11 protein-coding genes are annotated in these 18495 nt (G+C 42.0%); 5 read left to right on the top strand and 6 right to left on the bottom strand.

Annotated elements, in window-relative coordinates; translation table 11 throughout:
- Nucleotides 1–392: 392 nt before the first annotated feature.
- The 4 genes from Q4546_RS00695 to Q4546_RS00710 all read left to right on the top strand — a co-directional run bounded on the left by Q4546_RS00695 (nt 393) and on the right by Q4546_RS00710 (nt 6119).
- Complete coding sequence (locus Q4546_RS00695; RefSeq protein WP_303445493.1) at nt 393–1748, top strand: NCS2 family permease; 1356 nt, start codon at nt 393–395, stop codon at nt 1746–1748.
- A gap of 397 nt (nt 1749–2145) precedes the next feature.
- A complete protein-coding gene (locus tag Q4546_RS00700; protein ID WP_198589374.1) occupies nt 2146–2622 on the top strand; it encodes a cytochrome b/b6 domain-containing protein in 477 nt (158 codons plus the stop codon).
- 778 nt (nt 2623–3400) lie between these two features.
- Complete coding sequence (locus tag Q4546_RS00705; protein WP_102435658.1) at nt 3401–4774, top strand: MATE family efflux transporter; 1374 nt, start codon at nt 3401–3403, stop codon at nt 4772–4774.
- A 199-nt stretch (nt 4775–4973) separates the two neighbouring features.
- Nucleotides 4974–6119 (top strand): cupin domain-containing protein, encoded by a 1146-nt coding sequence (locus tag Q4546_RS00710; protein WP_303445494.1) that lies wholly within the window; start codon nt 4974–4976, stop codon nt 6117–6119.
- A gap of 124 nt (nt 6120–6243) precedes the next feature.
- Here Q4546_RS00710 and Q4546_RS00715 read toward each other — a convergent pair whose 3' ends face one another.
- The 3 genes from Q4546_RS00715 to Q4546_RS00725 form a co-directional block, all read right to left on the bottom strand.
- Nucleotides 6244–7356: an NADH:flavin oxidoreductase gene (locus Q4546_RS00715; protein ID WP_303445495.1), complete on the bottom strand. Its 1113-nt coding sequence runs from the start codon at nt 7354–7356 to the stop codon at nt 6244–6246.
- Nucleotides 7357–7735: 379 nt separating this feature from the next.
- Entirely contained in the window at nt 7736–8776 is a 1041-nt protein-coding gene (locus tag Q4546_RS00720) for a porin (RefSeq protein ID WP_303445496.1), read from the bottom strand.
- Between the two features lie 2 nt (nt 8777–8778).
- The gene (locus Q4546_RS00725) at nt 8779–9252 is read right to left on the bottom strand and encodes a hypothetical protein (RefSeq protein WP_241901131.1); all 474 of its coding nucleotides are present in this window, start codon (nt 9250–9252) and stop codon (nt 8779–8781) included.
- Between the two features lie 197 nt (nt 9253–9449).
- Here Q4546_RS00725 and Q4546_RS00730 point away from each other — a divergent pair, with 197 nt between their 5' ends.
- Nucleotides 9450–12122, top strand: coding sequence for an ATP-binding protein (locus Q4546_RS00730; protein ID WP_102435668.1), 2673 nt, complete (start codon nt 9450–9452; stop codon nt 12120–12122).
- Between the two features lie 373 nt (nt 12123–12495).
- Here the strand turns inward: Q4546_RS00730 and Q4546_RS00735 are convergent, their stop codons facing one another.
- Genes Q4546_RS00735 through Q4546_RS00745 form a run of 3 tightly spaced genes read right to left on the bottom strand, consistent with a single transcriptional unit; the run spans nt 12496 to nt 18282 of the window.
- Complete coding sequence (locus tag Q4546_RS00735) at nt 12496–15639, bottom strand: efflux RND transporter permease subunit (RefSeq protein ID WP_303445497.1); 3144 nt, start codon at nt 15637–15639, stop codon at nt 12496–12498.
- The gene (locus Q4546_RS00740) at nt 15636–16898 is read right to left on the bottom strand and encodes an efflux RND transporter periplasmic adaptor subunit (RefSeq protein ID WP_303445498.1); all 1263 of its coding nucleotides are present in this window, start codon (nt 16896–16898) and stop codon (nt 15636–15638) included. The genes Q4546_RS00735 and Q4546_RS00740 overlap by 4 nt, the downstream gene beginning before the upstream one ends.
- Complete coding sequence (locus Q4546_RS00745) at nt 16888–18282, bottom strand: efflux transporter outer membrane subunit (RefSeq protein WP_241901130.1); 1395 nt, start codon at nt 18280–18282, stop codon at nt 16888–16890. Before Q4546_RS00745 ends, Q4546_RS00740 begins: the two co-directional genes overlap by 11 nt.
- Between the last annotated feature and the right edge of the window lie 213 nt (nt 18283–18495).

Genomic DNA, 18495 nt, shown 5'->3' on the forward strand with positions numbered 1-18495 from the left:
AGCAGTCATAAATATCAACTAACTAAATAGCATAGACTTTCAAATCAAAAGATTTGTTTAACTATCGATATCGCTTAGGTCAAATCATTCACGTAACTTTCACACTTGTTGCGTAAAACTGTTAGCTGTTTCAAATTTCGCTATTGGTTAATCCTGTAAACTTCGCGCCAACAAAAGCTATGTTGGTAAGAGTAAATTTTACCAGATAATGTGTATAACAAATTTGTTTACTACATTTGTTTACTACAATAATCGCAGGTCACTAACGCTTATAGCGCTAAGTGGATCTCTCACCCAATACCATAAGGTTTTGGGGCTCTACCTGCCGTAGCTATGTAGCCAATGAATACTCATTGGTTAACTGATATTTAAGAGATCAAAGGTTATCTACTATGACGTCTAAACAGACCACCAAGGCTACTGCAGCCTCTGCTCCATTTATCGATCGCTATTTCAACATTTCTGCCCGTGGCAGTACCTTAAAACAAGAACTCATTGCCGGTTTAACAACTTTTTTAGCCATGGTGTACTCGGTGATTGTGGTGCCCAATATGCTTGGCACTGCAGGTTTCGACCCTGAGGCAGTATTTATCTCCACTTGCTTAATTGCCGCTTTTGGTTCTTTACTCATGGGGCTATGGGCTAATTTACCCATGGCCATTGGTTGTGCCATCTCACTCACAGCATTCACGGCATTCAGCATGGTACTGGGTCAGGGGATATCAATTCCGGTGACATTGGGCGCTATTTTTCTTATGGGTCTCATATTTACTTTTGTGAGTGTTACAGGGATCCGTCAGTGGGTACTGACTAATTTACCTAAAGGTATTGCTCACGGTACAGGTATTGGTATTGGTTTGTTCTTACTTTTGATTGCCACCAATAGCGTGCAATTAATCGTCTCTAACAATGCTGGCTTACCGGTAAAATTAGGTGACATCAATAGCCTGCCCGTTATTGCTACCATTATTGGACTTGCGGCCACCATTGGCCTTGAACGACGCGGGATACCAGGCGGTATTTTACTGGTGATCATTGGCTTATCGCTATTTGGGTTATTGTTTGATCCCAACGTGACCTATCAAGGCTTGTTTGCCTTACCTGATTTAATGTCTGATAAATCATTAATTGGTCAGCTCGATATTATGGGCGCATTAAACCCTGTAGTACTACCCATTGTCTTGGCTTTGGTGATGACCGCTATTTTTGATGCCACAGGTACCATACGTGCCGTTGCAGGCCAAGCAGAATTACTTGATGACAAAGGTAATATTATTAGTGGAGGTAAGGCACTTACCTCAGATTCTGTAAGCAGTATTTTTGCAGGCGCAGTCGGTGGCGCCCCCGCGGCAGTGTATATTGAATCAGCTGCAGGTACAGCGGCAGGGGGGAAAACAGGACTAACCGCAACCATCGTTGGTGTATTATTTTTACTGATGATGTTTTTGGCGCCATTAAGCTATTTAGTGCCTGCATATGCCACCGCGCCCGCGCTGATGTATGTTGGCCTGCTGATGTTAAGTAATGTCAGTAAGCTTGATTTTGACGATAAAGTCGATGCTATGGCTGGGCTAACTTGCGCAATCTTTATTATTTTAAGTTGTAATATCGTCACCGGAATTATGCTAGGGTTTGTCACCTTAGTCATTGGCCGAATATGCAGCGGTGAGTGGCGTAAGCTTCGAGTGGGCGTTGTCGCCATAACCCTTGGTTTAGTTGTTTTCTACATGGGTGGTTGGGCGATTTAATCCCCTAAGATCCTCATTACTAAGGCCAGCCATTGATGCTGGCCTTTTTTATTTTTTATTTTTTATTTTTTATTTTTTATTTTTTATTTTTTATTTTTTATTTTTTATTAATGATCAGCCATAAAAAAGCCTATCCACGCAAGGTGGCGGGCAATTCAATAGGCCCTCTGTCACTTCTGCGCATAACATCACTGCATCACCATTAACCACGACAAAAAGTCGACTACGAATGTGAAAAATACCAAGTGTAAACCAAAGTAAAGTTAGTTGATAAAGTCAATCAACTTAGGGTAAATTGCGCTGATTGCAGCAATCTATTTTCATGTCAGTCAATGAATATGAATCGCTAATTGGGATAATAAAATGTCATCGATGATGGTTAATGGAAACTTGATAAATGAAAACTTGGAAAGACGATTTAGGTAAAACACTCTACGTCATGGATGCACTACTGTTAATTGGATTTATATTAGTTTGCGCCCCTAAAGCCACAGGGGTTTTATTGCACGAATGGTTAAGCTTATTGTTTATAGTCCCTTTGGTTATTCACCTATTACTGCACTGGGACTGGTTAAAGTCACTGCCTAAAAAGTTTGTCAGCCAATTATCTGGTGAAGCCCGTTTTAATGCTGTGTGGGATTTTATTTTCTACCTAGCAATGGTGATGGTTATTTTAAGTGGCTTTTTGGTGTCAGAAGTGATGCTACCTCAGCTAGGGATTCATTTTGACATCCTTCCGGTATGGTCAAAAATACATCACGACCTAGGCAATCTATTGATGCCAATGCTAGGGATCCACTTAGCAATGCACTGGAAATGGATTAAGGGTATGAGTAAAAAGTTTTTCAAAAAACAAACAGCAAAAAAGGCCTAAATTATGAAATACCTTAGCCACAAATGGAAAAGTCGTAGTTTTATTATTCTGTCAATTTCACTACTATTCACCGCTTTATTGTGGACAATATCCCTGAGTGAGTGGGCGACAACTATCAATATGGTTATTAGTGAGCCCCACTCAGAACCGAATATTTCACCATTACTTATCGGTGTTATTTCACTTGTCAAAGTCACCTTGTTAACACTGATACCGGCTGTGTTGTGTTTTGGAATTATGACTTTTGTCAGTTCAATATCGCGCTTTTTAAAGTTTCGTTCCCACAACATGAAGCTAAAATCCTAAGGATTAATACCTTGCGCTAGTATTTAATTACAACAACCGAACTGTAACATCCTCAATCCTCAACTTACTTAAGTCATAGCTAAAGTAAGTTGTGTTGCTTTTCTCTTTATCGAATCGACCACTCAGTTACACCAGTTCCTATAACGTCCTATGCTCTTTGTTTTATCAGAGTATCAATAGCTAATCTTGTCATTTATAACCCCAAAACTAAAACTAAAACCTCCCCCATAGCAACCAAAAACGATTTAAGTTATTGTAGTACAAATAGGTATAACTCGATGATAGTCCCTGTAAACGTTAGTAGTGCAGTGTGAGCTAAGCGCCTGTCAATAAGCTTATTGGAGCGATTATTCAAGATTGAAATATGGTTATTTAGCCTATTATTCAACGTTAACGCCTTCTATAACTTGATTAAATTTACAACTTATTCTGTTTTTAACTGATTTAACTTAACCGCATTTAAGGTCTAGCCGTGCCCTCTCAGTCCTATGTAAAAAAGAACCTTTCCCTTGCTTGGCCATTAGCATTAAATGGACTGCTGATGCAGTCCATGTTGATGATAGATACCTTATTAGTATCGCCTTTAGGCGAAATCCCCTTAGCGGCTATGGGCATAGCCACTGCTATTGTTGCTGCTATTTTGGGTATTCAAATGGCATTGGCCAATGGTACCCAATTGGTGTTAAGTCGCGCCGTTGGCTCTGGCAATAATCAAACACTATCAAAAGCATTCTGGTCTGGGATGATGATTAACTGCTCGGTGGGCTTGCTTTTTTGGATATTGCTAACCCTGTTTGATCGCCCTTTAATTGGCCTGCTGACAGACAATGTGTTGTTACAACAAGAAATTGCCAGTTACTTAGTGATTTCAAAATACATCATACTTTACACTGCACTAACCCAGGTGATGATTGCCCTGTTTAATGGCTTGGGTCGCACTAAAATTCCCTTTAAAGGGTATCTCATTGAGTTGCCCATTAACGCCGTCTTGTCCTATTTACTTATTCATGGTTATCAGTTTAGCGATACGATCGCAATTGAAGCTATGGGCGTTCAAGGCGCCGCACTAGGTAGCATTATTGCCATAAGCGTGCGGCTTATGTATCTGGGATCATATATGAAATTCAGCCCTGTAATCGAAATCACGCTGCCAGATAAAAACACCTCAATGAGCCGCAATATTCGGCTGCATTTTATTGAGATATTCCCGATTGCAGCCAACGTCACTATGCTGATGATAGGGGTGACTGTGTATCAGTTGCTGTACTCACAGCTCGACATTAATGCCTATGTCGCCATCACCTTGGTGATGCCTTGGATTAAAGCGGGAACCCAATTTATTGCGGCTTGGTCGCACTCATCAGCCATTACCATTAGCCAAGCTATTGGTTCTAATAAGATGGATGATTTGAGTAAAAACGTTGATACCAGTATCGATATTGCGGTGGTTATTTCAGTGATTTGCGCAATGCTGTTTGGTCTTATGAGCATTTTTATTGCCGATATTTACCCACATTTAGATGCAGCAACCTATCAAGCGTTAGCTGTCATTGCGCCGCTATATATCTTTTTGCCCATCGTGCGTGGTTACAACACGGTTCATGGCAATATATTACGAGCAGTGGGTAAAACTACCGCAGTATTCAAAATTAACTTTACTGGCCAATGGGTGATTTCAATCCCCTTATGTGCACTGATCATTTTAGTCTTTGATGGGTCAATTTTTTGGGCCTTTGCTATTCAGCCATTTGAAGAAGTCGTTAAAGCCCTGCCGTTTAGGCAACTCGCCAGAAAGTCGCTAAAAGAGTTCGATCATAAAAAAGCCCAAGCATTGATGTATGACTAAAACCTTTGTCTACAAAGTGCTGCTATTGTCAGTGACAAGTAGAGAATTGATACACTCAACAGGTTTAGATTTTTTCAGGCGCTATTGAGCTAGGCAGATTTATTGCCTTTACCAGCTAATCCACCATTTTATGATCTCGGCCAAATTACCAAATGCTAATACTTGCTAGTATCGCGGCAAATTTCACTGAGTAATAAATATGCAATTAGATTTAAATGGTATGACGCCACAACAGTTTCTTGAACAGTATTGGCAAAAGAAACCACTGGTGATCCGTCAAGGCTTTAAACACTTTGAAGACCTGCTTTCACCAGAAGAAATGGCAGGGCTTGCTTGCGAAGACGTGGTTGAATCGCGCCGCGTGTTTAAAGCAAACGATGAATGGCAAGCTGAGTTTGGCCCATTTGAATCCTATGAAGAGCTCGGTGAAACTGACTGGACCTTAATTGTCCAAGCCCTTAATAACTGGGTGCCAGAAGCTGAAGAACTGCTCAAATGTTTTGATTTTATCCCTCGCTGGCGCTTAGATGACGTCATGGTCAGTTATGCGACACCGGGTGGCGGCGTTGGTCCTCATATCGATCTCTATGACGTATTTATCTGCCAAGGTTCTGGCCGACGTCGTTGGAGAGTTGGCGATCTTGGGCCGCACAAAGAGTTTGCTGCTCACCCTGCATTACTGCACACCGAAGCATTCGACCCGATCATTGATGTTGAATTACTCCCTGGCGATATCTTGTATCTGCCACCAGGCTACCCTCATGATGGGGTAACCCTTGAGCCATCAATGAGCTTTTCTGTGGGTTACCGCACTGCATCGGCAAAAGATATGATCAGTTCAATGGCCGATCACATTATCGACAAAGATTTGTGCAATGAGCAAATTGCCGATCCTGACCGCGCCTTAAGCGAACACTCAGGTATTGTGAACAGCAGCGATCTTGAGCGAATTAAACAGCAACTTTTTGCCACCCTTGATGACAAGCTAGTCAGTGAATTTAGCGGTCGCTACCTGACTCAGTCTAAGTGCGAACTTGATTTACCAGAAGAGAGTTTAGGGTTTCAAAGTTTAGATGTGACTGAGCAGCTTAAGCTGCAACCTTTAGTAAAGCTTGGCGGCCTGCGCACGCTGTACTTTGAAACCAGCGTTGCTGATGGCGTGCTGTATATCAATGGCGAGCAACTGCAACTATCTGCGGGCAAAGAAGCCTTAATCGCACTGCTATGTGATACCCAAGAGCTTAGTGCACAAGACCTAAGTCCATGGTTAAACGATAACGATGTGCTTGAGCAATTAACCGCTTGGGTCAATGCTGGTTACTGGTATTTTGACGACATCGACTAAATCAGATTGGCTCAGATAAGCTGCAGTTGATGAACTCACATCAGTAAGTCAATTAACATCGCGTAAAAAAGCGAACCATCTGGTTCGCTTTTTAATCGACAAGTTTTAATGGACAGAATAAAAGTTAAAAACCCGCAATAGTTGCTTTTCGCTGTTTATTTACAATGCAAAAATTACCGCGCTTAGTGCGGCATTTTGAGCAGGTTTCACATAGGGCTTGTGCTCTATCACCATTGTGCCAACGCTTCACTAGATCAGGCTCTGACAATAATGGTCTTGATAGGGCAAAGTATTGAATATTGGTATTCGCGGCAATGGTTTCTATGGCATCAATGTCCGTTAGCCCGCCTACAGTAATAACTGGTATATTCACTTCACGACTTATCACATCGCCATATTGATGAAAATAACCCTGTGGCTGAATGGTATGCCCCTCAAACGACTCACCAATCATGTCATTAGCTTTACCATGAATATTGCCAGAAATGATAATGGCATCAACGCCAATGGCTGCAAGCTTTTTACAAATAACACGGGTTTCAGCAAAGGTTAAACCACCTTCAAAAAAATCACAGGCGGTTAATTTCACCAGTATCGGGTAATCATCACCCACCAGCTTTCTGGTTTCCGTATAGATTTCAACTAAAAAGCGCAGGCGGTTTTCTAGGCTGCCACCATATTGATCATCTCTTTGATTGTAATAAGGGCTTAAAAACTGATTGATTAAATAGCTGTGGGCCCCATGAATTTCAACCCCATCAAAACCTGATTGTTTTGCCCGTAAACTCGCTTTCGCAAATGCCTGCACTATGTAATCTATCTCGGCAATGGTCATGGCTTTACCTAAGGTTTTTGTGCCACGCTCGCAAACCTCACTTGGGGCAAAAATCACTCTTTCACCCACGTTGTAAGTGGTTTTGGTGCCACCATAGGCCAGCTGCATGGCTATTTTGGCGCCATTACGGTGAACTAATTCCGTTAGCTGTTTGTATTCCTCGATAAAGGAGTCGTCGTACATGCCCATCATGCCCGCATTGGGTTTTTCTTCTGCGACGATATTGGCATAACCTGTAATGATCAGGCCGACTTCACCTTGAGCAAGCTCTTTGTATATGGCGTATAACTTTTCTGTCATATGGCCATCTTCAGTTGCCATATTTTCCCAAGTCGCACTGCGGATAAAGCGGTTCTTTAACTGCATGCTGCCAATGTGGGTTTCTGTATACAAAGTGCTCAAGTTACATCCTCTAAAAAGCGTCATCTATTAAACGGCGGCATTATAAAGGGCGTTGTTCAACAATCAAACAACTACAAGTCAGAAGTGAGACCTAGCTATATAGTCCAAAAGAGGTAATTAACTAGGGCGATTGAATAAGAATATCCGCTAAGGGGGCGGCTGGTGTACTACATGAGGTTGATCTAAAGCTCTTTTTACGAAAAGCGTTATGAATGATGGCGCTTTGCCGTATTATTCAACATAGCAAACTAAATAGTCAATTAAGCCAAAGCAGCTATCTTTGCGAGCAAAACAGCTAAAAATAAGTATCGCGGTAAAGTGTTAACTATTTAAAAAGGCTAGGCAGTTAACTGCCTAGCCTCAAAACCTTTAGCTAGCATCAAAAGACAAAGTTCACCGTCAAGCTTAATAACTCAACATCGGTACTTTCACCCCAAATAATTGGTGGTGCGGCAAATTGCGCTCGGTTTATTGGATTATCCCCTAAAATGGACTGGTACTCAGCATTAAGTGAAATCGATGAAGTCACATCATAGCGAAGCCCTATAGTCACCCCTTGACTCTCTCTAAGCTCACGACTCTCGGCATAAACCACATAGGGAGTAAAATCATCGATTGCATAACCAACACTGGCGTACCAATTACTTTGCAGCTCATCATGTTCAAATTCAGCCATAAACTGCCAAGCATCTAAACTGTATTCTGCCCCCAAAGTAAATACACTTAACTCATCAGCAGTAGGGGCTGGGCGTAAAGTATATTTAGACCGTAAAAATCCAGTATGGATACGATAATTAAACCCAACTAAATCGACATATATTCCGGTGGTATAGTCAGAATCAAATTGCATCAATATCGGCCCTAAATTCACCTCAGTTAAGCCGCCGAAACCATAATAAGGTGAAACGGTAAGTGATATTTCATCAGATAATTCATATTGCCAAGCCAGCGAAACACCATCGTATGAGGTGGTACCTAAAATCGAGTCGTAAATCTCACCCGGCGGCCTTGCCCACGCATAGGCTTGGCCAACAAAATAAAACTCAGAGACTAAAAACAAGGGTAAGCGCAATCGGCCAGCCCTTACTTTAAAGTCACTAAATTCATAACTTAGGTAGGCCCATTCTAACTCAGGTTCGCTCCATTTATCTTGGGTGCGCTTAACCACTTGAGCTGATGCATCAAAGCCCTCAAACACATCTAAATCAAGTTGTATTCCAAATAAAGTATCACAGTCATAACAGGTTTCATCTGTTATTTCCCGGTTAATAAATAATGGCGCTTTATTGTCTGATTTACTGATAGATGTTGAACCAAAACCACTGATGGAAAAGTTATCAGTCAGCTCTATCGCAGCTTGTGCATTGGTTGCCATGCCAAGGGTTAATAGTAAAATTATGTATTTTCGGTTTAATAACATGGCTACTCTCCTTGTGGCACTGTGATTAAGATATTAACTTCTTCAGGCACCGACTCTATCGGAGCATATGCAATACCATTAGGATTGTCGTTCAGCCATTTGAGGATCTTCTTTATATCATCACTGTCTAACTCTTCTGGTGGCGAGCCTTTGCCGGAGAAAGCCAACCCGGCCCAATAACCATTCATTTGTGAGACCGATTTACCCAGCAACATGCTATAAAACTCTTCGCGGTGCATGGAGGTTTCAGGTAGATCAACTAAGACAATTTTAAAGCTACCTCCGACTTTTTTAGACTTACCTCGATATAACATTCTCGCCTTACTTTTACTTAAAGGCGGCATGTCATCATTAAGGCTAAAAATAGCGAATTCGACCTCAGAGCTTTTGCTGGTATCAGCCTCTAAAGCCCAAGTTGATGGGGATAAAATTAATGCAGTAAGAAAGATAAGCCGCCTTGTGCACAATCGACTCAAAAAAAAATGCTTCAGGCTCAATAAAAAGGCTTTGTGGTTTAATCCATTAATCATATAAAAACCTTCATTCCTAGATAGTTTTTGTACTATGCTAAACATAGTCAGAAGTTTTACTAATCTAAACTTAGCCAAGAACCCTACGATATACAACTTTATAGTTAACTTTTTTATGGCTAATTTTTACTCAAGGAGCTGAGATGAATTTATTGAATCGTATTTCAATAAAAGCAAGGATGTTGGCACTAGTCTTGTTACCATTGGTTTTTGCAGGTTTTTTATCAGCGTTAGAAATCCAAAAACAAACTGATAATGTGCAAGCTTTAAACAGCCTTAACAACAAAGTGACCTTTTTAGAGTTATTTTCCCAGCTTAATCGGCAAATTACTCAAGCGCAAGACGCGCTCAGCGGCCAAGATGAGCCCTTTGTATTATCCCAATTCACATCTATTACGGAGCAACTGTCTGCGTTATTACCCACAAGCTTTAGCGCTCAACACAGTGAAGATATTCAAGCATGGTTTAACAGCACTGAAGAAGCCTTAGCTGAATCGCCAGCCCTTACCAAAGAGGATTTATTTGATTGGTCAATTTGGATGAACGAATTGCAAAACCAAGGGTTGATGACGCTAGAAAAAGATAAGCTTGATGTACCTGAAAAAATTAACCAGAACTTGACGATTTTATTTCAATTGCAATGGCTATCACTGTGGTCTGCAGAAGAAAAATGGCTAATGGATCAACTGATAACGAATCGAGGCGACGAAGATCTGCTGAGTCAATTGAATATGAGCGCTGAAAGACAACAACTGTATGTCGATCGCTTTATTAATATTAGCGCCAAGCCTGAGCAAGTAGACCTGTTATTAACTACCTTTTCAGATCAAGCATTCCAACAAAGTTATCAGCTGCGCAGCCAATTTCTGCAAGGGAATGAAATTGTTGATAATACAGATGCTAACTTGGAGGTGTTTAATCAGCGTTTGAACTTAATTCAATATGTTGTCACTTCCATTTCAGAGCAATTATCCACCAATATTCACTCTGAAATAGCAAAGTCTAAACAGCTTATTATTATGTTCTGCGTTGCATTGCTAATATCGCTCGTTACTATTGGCACCATTGGCGCAAACCTTTACCGCCGCATTCTAAAGTATCTGCATCATGTGATTAAAACCATGTCAAAAATTGAAAAAACACATGATTACTCAAATAAGATAAACGAAAGTGGTAAAGATGAATTAAGCTACTTCTCTAAAAAGCTCAATAACCTAATTCATGAACGCTTTTTAAATGATGCCAAAATCTTGCAAGCAAAATCAGATGCAGAAAGAGCTAACCAAGCCAAAAGTTCTTTTTTGGCCAATATGTCCCATGAGATTAGAACACCGTTAAATGGCATTATTGGCATGTCGGAGATAATGTCAGGCACAAGGTTAACTCCTTTGCAAAATGAGTACCTGCAAACCATAGAAACATCCTCACATACCTTATTACTATTGATTAACGATATTCTGGATCTTTCTAAAATTGAGTCGGGTAACCTGTCTATTGCTTACAACGACACCAATATTACCGAGGTCATCTATGACACCCTCACTATGGTGTTAGCTAAAGTCGTTGAAAAGCAACTCGACCTTAAAATTGAAATCCCTGAACATATGCCTCACCTAGTATCACTTGACGAACATAGAATGCGCCAAGTATTAATGAACCTTCTGTCAAATGCAGTTAAATTTACCAATAACGGCTTTATTAAAGTCGCTGTGAGCTGCGATTACGACGAAGCTAACTATGCCAATATGAAAATTAAAATATACGATAGCGGTATTGGTATTAAAGAAGAAAATCAACAACAAATCTTTTCACCTTTTATCCAAGAGGATGGCACCATCACTCGTGAATTTGGTGGTACAGGGCTTGGGCTGGCAATTTGTAAACAGCTAGTGGGGTTAATGGGCGGCGATATAAAAGTTAGCTCAGAAAAAGGTAAAGGCAGTTGTTTCAGCGTTGAACTTAAAGCCCGCATCATTACCAAAGAGCAGCCTAAAAGAGACGAGTTTAAACACCTGACTACGGCAATTATTTCCAGTAATAATGATATTATTGATGCTATTGATGCTGCCTGTAGTAAACATGAATTTAGCATAAATTACCGTTACCCATCACCGTTTGACTTGTTACAGGATAAGCAAAAGTTTGATCTGTTATTTATTGATAATGCCTCAATGAACCGAGAGGCTTTAAAAGCATTACCCGAATTACTCATGCTGCAAGATAGCTTTTCCATTGCCATTAATAGCCCCTCAGAGCAGCGAACATTAGATAACATCGACGCCTCTATCACCTTGCCTCTGCTTGGCAGGCGCTTTAGCGATGCCATTCGTAATGGCATCGAAAGTCGTACTCTGCGCAACAAAGTCACCCCAGCTGAAAAAAAAGCCGCCAATGATGGTATTGATAAGCAAGAACAACCACGCACCATTCACGGCATGATTTTGATTGTCGAAGATAACCTCGTTAATCAAAAGGTCGCCTCAGTGCTAGTCAAGCAAGCGGGCTATAACTTCGTAATTGCTAATAATGGGCTTGAGGCGTTTGATTTTATTAGTGATGGCAAAATATTTGATGCAATCTTAATGGATTGTATGATGCCCATTATGGATGGTTTTACTGCCACCCAAAAAATCAGAGAGTGGGAGCAAATAAACCCATCTGTGCAACGGCTGCCAATCATTGCACTTACCGCCAGTGTACTGGATCAAGATATTGAGAAATGTTATGAATCAGGAATGGATGATTATTTGGCAAAACCATTTGAAAAGCATGTTCTTATCGAGAAAATAAAACAGGTCACCAAGCTTGCAGGTTAGCTGTAAGAGTATTTGCAGTAATTGAATTTAGGCTAACACCAATAAGCTGATTGTATAAATGCCTGATTTGCTGACTGTATAAATATCTGATTATATAATTGGCTGATTACCTGATTGTATGAATGCCTGATTTGCTGATTATCTTGAGATGCAACCAAACATCGAAAAATCACTAATCGCTATCAATTACCTTCATATTAAGCGTTTCTGCTGCAATAATTTTTGTTTTTCCTTTTGTTTTTTATCTCGTGATAAATGTTTTGAACTTTTTAGGCCGACACATTTATCACGCTTAAAGCGTCGCCAGCAGGGCATTTCATTACTGGCAACGCTATATTTTGCGATTAAAATCGCCACTGAATTATAACCTGAGCTATACCTTAACCTTAGCAGCGCCAAAGCTATTTTCAAACTCTTGATCTAGATTGGCATTATCGACTTTATTGCCCTTTAAACGCTCAACCACAAGGTAATTTACCGGAACCAAAATCAAGGTGATAAAGGTGGCAAATATAATCCCAAAGCCCAATGATATCGCCATTGGAATTAAGAACTGCGCTTGGGTCGACTTCTCTAATAATAGCGGCATTAGGCCGATAAACGTGGTTAAACTGGTGAGCATAACCGGTCTAAAACGTTTTGCACCTGCGGTTAATACCGCCTCCGCTAATGCCATACCATCGGCGCGTTTTTTGTTAATAAAGTCCACCAGCACTAAAGAGTCATTGACCACAACGCCCACTAGCGCCAACATCCCCAATAAACTGAAAATGGTCAGTGGCGAGCCCATTAACCAATGACCTAGTACTGCGCCAATTAAGCCAAAGGGGATCACGCTCATCACAATTAATGGCTGAATGTAAGACTTAAACGGAATTGCGAGTAGGCTATAAATCATAAACAACACAAACACTAAGCCCCATTGCAACGACCCAAAGCTGTCTCGCTGTTCACGAGCTTCGCCTTCAAGTGAGTGCCTTACTCCAGGGTATTGCTGCACTAAACCATCAAGGTACACCTTAAGATCTGCTTGTAGCACAGTCATATTGGTATTGTCTTTATCCACGTCGGCAGTGACATTTAACACCCGATAACGATCGATGCGTTGAATACTTGATGGGCTCTTACCTGAGGTCATTTTAGCCACATGACCAAGCGGCACTTGCGCGCCCTGACTGGTGGTAATCAGGACCTTTTTAAGGTCATCTAATGACTGACGTTCATCTAGCGGCAAGCGCAGCATTACTCGCACATCATCACGGCCACGCTGGATGCGCTGCACTTCTGAGCCAAAATAAAAGCTTCTTATTTGACTTGATACTTCCTGTCGAGTGAGCCCTAGCGCTTTACCTTGCTCGGTTAACTCAATTAGCAGCTCTTCTTTACCGTTAGATAAACTGTCGGCAATATCAAATACTGTCGGGTAAGTTTTTAAATGCTGTTTAACCTGATCGGCAATCTCACGTAAGGTATCAAGGGAGTTTGCACTGAGCTGCACATCAATAGGATCAGAGCTTCGGCCAATTTCAGCGCGGTAAGTCACTGACTCAGCCCCAGGAATTTCACCAACACTTTTACGCCATTCAGTTAATAGTTGCCTAGAGGTAATATCTGATTCACGCTTCTCTGCTGGGGTTATTTCAAAACGAACCCCACCTGCATTTGAGCTACCGCCGCGACCACCCGTTGTGGCCAAAATATTGATGATCACGCTTTCACCGGTTTCTTCATCACGATACTTTTCTTGCAGCGCCTCCGCTTTTGCAGCAATGCTAATGATATGGCCATTGGTCACTTCAAATGGGGTACCCGCTGGCATGGTCAAGTTAAGCCTGACGGTTTCACTGGGAATGCGCGGGAAGAAGGTAAACTTAGTCCACCCCGTGGCCAACAGTGCCGCTATCACTAACAACACACTGAGAAATAAGCTCAAGGTGGCGGTTTTATGCTTTAGCGCTATGCGTAAAAATGGTTGATAGAACTGAATGATTGCTCGTTCAAATCCATCAGCAAACTTTTGCTGAAAAATCTCAAACTTATTATAATTTTCCTTCTCGCTGCGCATCTTAATATATTTAAGGTGAGCGGGTAGCACAAACTTAGATTCGATTAACGAAAACAATAATACTGGGATCACCACTATCGCAATTTGACCAAATATCGCCCCGCGAGTGCCTTCGATAAACAACATAGGTAAGAAAGCGGTCACTGTGGTTAAGATGCCAAAGGTCACTGGCGCGGCCACTTCTTGGGTACCAAGAATCGCCGCTTGCTCGCCATTGGGCGCAGTCTTAAGGTGGGTGTAAATATTCTCGCCAGTGACAATGGCGTCATCGACCACAATCCCCAATACCAAGATAAAACCAAACAGGCTGATGACGTTTAACGACACATCAAAAAATGGCATCACAATGAATGCGCCCATAAACGAAACTGGAATACCAATAAATACCCATATGGCAATTGATGGACGTAAAAACAATGTCAGTAATAGCAACACAAGTATGCCGCCCTGCAGCGCACTGCCTGTTAGGGTAGCAATACGGTTTTTAACGATTTCAGAATCGTCATCCCAATAGCTAAGGCCATAGCCTTCAGGCAAGGTTGCCTGACGAGAATCAATGTAGTCTTTAACCTTATCAGCCACATCAATCGCGCTTTGCTGACCAATACGATACACATCGATAAATGCTGCTTGTTGACCATTAAAGCGAGTTCTTACAGGGGTTTCTTCAAAGCCATCAACCACATTTGCAATATCGCCTAAACGAATAATGGTGCCGTCAGCGGCAGATTTAATGGCAATATTGGCAAACTCATCTTTGTAATAAGCTTGGCCTTTAGAGCGCAGTAAAATGTCGCCACCCTGAGTTTTTAAATTACCCGCAGAGATATCAGTACTAGAGGCATTAATCGCCCGTGATACTTCACTCAGAGTTAAGTTGTACTGGCGTAATTTGTTTTGCGATAAGGCTAATGACACTTCATAGTTACGCACCCCGCTTAAATCTAGTTGGGTGACACCCTCTAGGCGCAACAATTCATCGCGCACCACTTCAGCAAACTCGATGGTTTCTTTTTCGCTATATTTGCCGGTTACCGTTACTGCGATGACTTCACGCTTACGCTGGGCAAGGGCAATGACAGGTTTTTCGGCATCAACCGGAAAGGTGTTAATGGCATCGACGCGGCTTTTAATGTCCGCTAGCATTTCTCGGGGGTCGTAACCACTGTCAACTTCAATGGTGACCTGCGATGATGCCTCTGAAGAGCTAGAAGTGATTTTTTCTATACCTTCAAGGTCTTGCACCGCCTCTTCAATACGAATTGTTACCCCCTTTTCAACATCTTCAGGGGTCGCGCCACGAAGCGATACTCGAACAGAGATCCTTTCAGACTCAACTGTCGGAAACACTTCAAGTGGGATCTGCGTTGACAGTGAACCTAAACCTAATACCAGCAGCAACAACATTAATAAATTGGCCGCTACGTGATTTTTAGCAAACCAAGCAATCATGGCTGTGACTCCTCTTTACTAGCAGGTTTGGTTTTACGCTCGCCATCAGGCTTACTGCGAGACTTGCCATCGGCTCTGCCCTCACCTCTTGAGCCTCGCTGTGGTTTAACTTTATTCGTTGCGCCAACAACAGTGACAGGGGTGCCTGAACTCACTTGTCCAAGGGAGGTAATAACCAGTTCATCGCCACTTTTCAAACCTGTTCTAACTACCGAGTCTTGGCTGTTTTGCCATCTAATGGTCACTTCTCTGCGTAATAACTTGCCATCATTAACCACATACACATAGCTACCTTGATAGATTGCTTTAGTCGGGATTACGATCGCTTGGCTCAGCTTTTTACCGGCAATATTGGCTGTCAGGTATTGACCAATTTTCAGTGGCATTTGCTGATTAGCTTGATAATCAAATGGATCATCAATTTGCGCCACCACATACAACTGCTGCGAGTTACTATCGATTGCACCTTCGGTGCGAATCAACTGCCCTTCCCATTTTTGCAGGCCTATTAAGTCAGACTCAAAACTCACTTTAGCCACCACAGACTTACCTTGCTCAGGTAGTTCTACCAGTGCTAAATCACTGTTATTGATTGGTAAACGTATTTCCACATAATCGGTGGCGTAAATCGTTGCCAGCTGACTATTGGTCGAAACCACCCGGCCTACATCAACATGTTTTTCTAAAATTCGCCCAGAAAAGGGGGCAACAACTTGGGTACGTTCCAAGGCCAAGTTGGCTTGTTCAAGTTTCGCTTGGTTAGATAGCATTGCCGCTCGCGCTGCAGCTAATTGCGGCTCACGCAACACCAGCGATGTCGGCTCGCGGCCATTACTCAGGCGCTGCCAATCTGCTAAGGCTTGATTAGTACGTGCTTGTTCTTCTAATAATTGTTGCCTAGCCAACATTAACCCAGCTTCAGCAATTTTAACTTCAGCTTGATAATCTCTATCATCAAGCTCAACTAACACTTCGCCAGTTTCAAAAAAACCACCTTCACGAAAGTTGGGGCTAATAGATAGAATTTGACCTGAAGCCTGCGTCACTAACGAGCTTTGGGTGCGCGGTTTTACCACCCCAAAACTGCTCACCTGAATTTGATAATCTTGTGGCTTAAGCACCTGAGTTTCAACCGACATGGCAGCTACAGCCATCGGTTTGCCACGCTTAGTGGTAGGTGGGTTTGAGGTAATCACCATAATAGTGGCAACCGCAACCGCAACAATGCTTACTGGGATCAGGTATTTCTTATTCATCATATTTTTCTTCTTCTGTCACACTGGCATCTAAATCGCCACCTAAAGCAAGGTGTAATCCGATACGGTTGGCAATGATTTGGTTTTTTAAGCTGATAACCGAACTTTGGGCCACAAAGGCACGATTTTGGGCATCCAGTACTGTGGTATAGCTGACAAGGCCGATTTGGTATTGCTCAAATGATAGGGTTTCAGCTTGGAGGGCATTGTCTTGCGCTTGTAAAGTTGAGCGATATTGCTGCTGCAAACTGGCATCAAGATCAAGGTTGTTTTCAACTAGCTCAAAGGCACTAAACAAAGTATTTAAATACTGCTGCTCTTGCTGCTTTAATTTCAGCTTTTGCTGCTCGGTTTGTGACTTTAAGCGACCGGCGTTAAAAATCGGTGCGGTAATACCGGCAAATACTGACCATGAACTGTAATCACCACTTAATAAGTTAGCAATATCATTACTGGCGGTGCCAATATCAGCCCCTAAACGTAAGGCTGGATAACGCTGCTTTTGAGTAAAGGCCACGACGGCATCTTGAGCGAGCAACTGATACCAAGCGGCTTGCAGTTGTGGTTTACGTTTAACGAGCTCGCTGGGGACGCCAATTTTAATCCCTTGTGGCAATAGCGGCAGTGTTTCATCTATCAGTAATTTACCTGCTGGATAGCCGCCTAATAAGCGCTCTAAGGTTCTAATATCTTTATTGCGCTGACTGCGCTGTGCCAACAGGTTTGAGTTTTCACTGTGAAACTCATTTTGAGTTAAATACACATCCAGCGCGGTGTTTAACCCTTGCAGGTAACCCGACTCAATGATGTCAAAATTAAGTTTGGCATTTTCGGTGCGACGCTCAAATAGCTTAACGAGCTCTGTTGAGGTCACTACCTTGTAGTAGGCAATCACCACATCAGCAACCAGTGCATCCCTTGCTTGCTGATAATTGGCCTCAGCAGTGAGTAAATTCAGTTTTGAGGCTTTAGCGCTATCGGATAACTTGCCCCAAATATCTAGCTCATAGCTAACATCAAGACTAAGACTATTGGAGCTAGACGTTGCATCACTATTTCCCCCTCTAGCACTATTAGCCGATAAGCTTAACTCTGGCCAAAAGCTGGCATCACTGACATTAAGCTGCTGCTTGTTAACCTCGACTTCAAGAGCTAACTGAATTAACTGCTGGTTGGTGTTCAGGCCAATACTGATAAGTTCTAATAACTGATCGGTAGCGATTGGTGTTACCCAACTTTGATTGTCTTTTAATGATTTGGCGTCGGTATGCCACGACGCAGGCAGCTCAGGTTTAACCAAAGACTCGTCAAGATAGGATGAACTGCTGCAGGCAGATAAAATGAATAGCGAAGTTGCAACCGCCACTAGCGTATAGCGTGTTTTCATTAACTGGAAATCCATTTTCGTTTATTATTATTTAATATGATTTAATATTATTTAGATGTTACGTGATTGATTTTAATTAGATCACTTTATAAAGAAAACTGCCAAAGGGTAACTTTGCATAGCTTTACATAGGTTATGTGAGTAAAAGCAATGTATTGCAGCTAGGGACAAGTTTGTCGGCGGCTGTATCAGGCATTAAAGCAGAGGTTTCAC

Origin of the sequence: Shewanella sp. 4_MG-2023 (assembly GCF_030548015.1) — a bacterium.
Taxonomy (GTDB): Bacteria; Pseudomonadota; Gammaproteobacteria; order Enterobacterales; family Shewanellaceae; genus Shewanella.